At 70.8% G+C, this 2,197-nt stretch carries 2 protein-coding genes; both read right to left on the bottom strand.

Annotation, left to right across the window (positions count from 1 at the left end):
* On the bottom strand, nt 1-274 hold a 274-nt coding region (locus ACFV0G_RS26610; RefSeq protein WP_380552969.1), incomplete at its 3' end, for a biotin/lipoyl-containing protein.
* A 72-nt stretch (nt 275-346) separates the two neighbouring features.
* On the bottom strand, nt 347-1,735 hold the full coding sequence (gene lpdA, locus ACFV0G_RS26605; protein ID WP_380552966.1) for a dihydrolipoyl dehydrogenase: 1,389 nt from the start codon (nt 1,733-1,735) through the stop codon (nt 347-349).
* Nucleotides 1,736-2,197 lie beyond the last annotated feature (462 nt).

Raw genomic sequence — 2,197 nt, 5'->3', positions numbered from 1 at the left:
CCGCGGCCGGGGCCGGAGCGGCGGCCGGGGCGCCGGAGCCGTCGTCGATGACGGCCAGCTCGGCACCGACCTCGACCGTCTCGTCCTCGGAGACCTTGATCGAGGCGAGGATGCCGGACGCGGGCGCCGGGATCTCGGTGTCGACCTTGTCGGTGGAGACCTCGAGCAGCGGCTCGTCGACCTCCACCCGCTCACCCTCGGCCTTCAGCCAGCGGGTGACGGTGCCCTCGGTCACGCTCTCGCCCAGTGCGGGCAGTGTTACTGAGACCGCCATGGTTTCAGCGACTCCTATCAAGTCTTGCGTACAGGAATGGACAACTAAGGGGGTGTCGCGCGGAGCCGGTGATCAGTCGTGCGCGTGCAGCGGCTTGCCGGCCAGCGCGAGGTGCGCCTCGCCGAGGGCCTCGGACTGGCTCGGGTGCGCGTGGATGAGCTGCGCGACCTCGGAGGGCAGGGCCTCCCAGTTGTAGATCAGCTGGGCCTCGCCGACCTGCTCGCCCATCCGGGCGCCGACCATGTGGACACCCACCACGGCGCCGTCCTTGACCTGGACGAGCTTGATCTCGCCGGCGGTCTTCAGGATCTTGCTCTTGCCGTTGCCGGCCAGGTTGTACTTCAGCGTGACGATCTTGTCCTTGCCGTACTGCTCGACGGCCTTGGCCTCGGACAGGCCCACCGAGGCGACCTCGGGGTTGGAGTACGTCACGCGCGGGATGCCGTCGTAGTCGATCGGCACGGTCTTCAGGCCCGCCAGGCGCTCGGCGACGAGCATGCCCTCGGCGAAGCCGACGTGGGCGAGCTGGAGGGTCGGCACGAGGTCGCCGACGGCGGAGACGGTCGGCACGTTGGTGCGCAGGTACTCGTCGACCAGGACGTAGCCGCGGTCCATCGCGATGCCCTGCTCCTCGTAGCCGAGGCCGGCCGAGACCGGGCCGCGGCCGATCGCGACGAGCAGCACGTCCGCGTCGATGACCTTGCCGTTCTCGGTGGAGACGCGCACACCGTTCTCGGTGTACTCGACGCCGGAGAAGCGGGCCTTCAGCTCGAACTTGATGCCGCGCTTGCGGAACGCGCGCTCCAGCAGCTTCGAGGAGTTCTCGTCCTCGAGCGGGACGAGGTGCGGCAGCGCCTCGACGATGGTCACGTCCACGCCGAAGGACTTCCAGACCGACGCGAACTCGACGCCGATCACGCCGCCGCCGAGGATCACGGCCGACTTCGGGATGTAGTCGAGCTTGAGCGCGTGGTCCGAGGAGATGACCCGGTCGCCGTCGATGGTCAGGCCGGGCAGCGACTTCGGCACGGAGCCGGTGGCGAGGACGATGTGGCGGCCCTCGATGCGCTGGCCGTTGACGTCCACCGAGGTCGGCGAGGAGAGCCGGCCCTCGCCCTGGACGAAGGTGACCTTCCGGGAGGCGACGAGGCCCTGCAGGCCCTTGTACAGGCCGCTGACGACGTCGTCCTTGTACCGGTGGACACCCTTGATGTCGATGCCCTGGTAGGTCGCGAGCACGCCGAACTCGGCGGCCTCGCGGGTCTCGTCGGCGACCTCGGCCGCGTGCAGCAGAGCCTTGGTGGGGATGCAGCCGCGGTGCAGGCAGGTGCCGCCGAGCTCGCCCTTCTCGACCAGGGCGACGCTCAGGCCCAGCTGGGCGGCGCGGAGCGCCGCGGCGTAGCCGCCGCTTCCGCCTCCGAGAATGACGACATCGAAAACGGTGCTGGCGTCGTTCGCCACGTCACGTCCTCCAAGCAAGGTGTGCGGTTCGCCGGGCCGGTCGCGGTCCGGTGGTGCGGGAAGCCTTTGTGAGGCGCCCAGTCGTGCCGGAAATACATCTTTGCACTTGTTCGAGGCCGCTGGTGTCCGGGGCCGCCGCGGCGCACGGCATCCGGCGCCCGCGCAGGGGCCGGATGCCCCGTACGGGTGGGTATCGCCGCAGCTCACAGCGGTTGTCCCGGTGCGGGGAGGCGGGCCGCCGGGCGGCCCGGGCCAGGGGTCTTCCGCTCTGCGGAACGAAGTTTCGCCCGCGGCGAACACGGTCTCGCCATGTGGCCGTCCCCCTGTCGTGGTATTACCGGCAGGTAGCGCAGAAGCGCGCCGAGGGGCCCGGGGCCCCGCCGCCCCCGGCCCCCCCCGCGGGCCCGCCCCCCCGCCCCCCCCGGGGTTTCCTCGACCGGGTGGAGCCGAACTGGGCGATCG

The organism is Kitasatospora sp. NPDC059571, from assembly GCF_042735675.1.
In the GTDB taxonomy this organism is placed as follows: Bacteria; Actinomycetota; Actinomycetes; order Streptomycetales; family Streptomycetaceae; genus Kitasatospora.
Note: the sequence above shows the minus strand (reverse complement) of the source record. Positions and strands in the feature narration are given on the sequence as shown.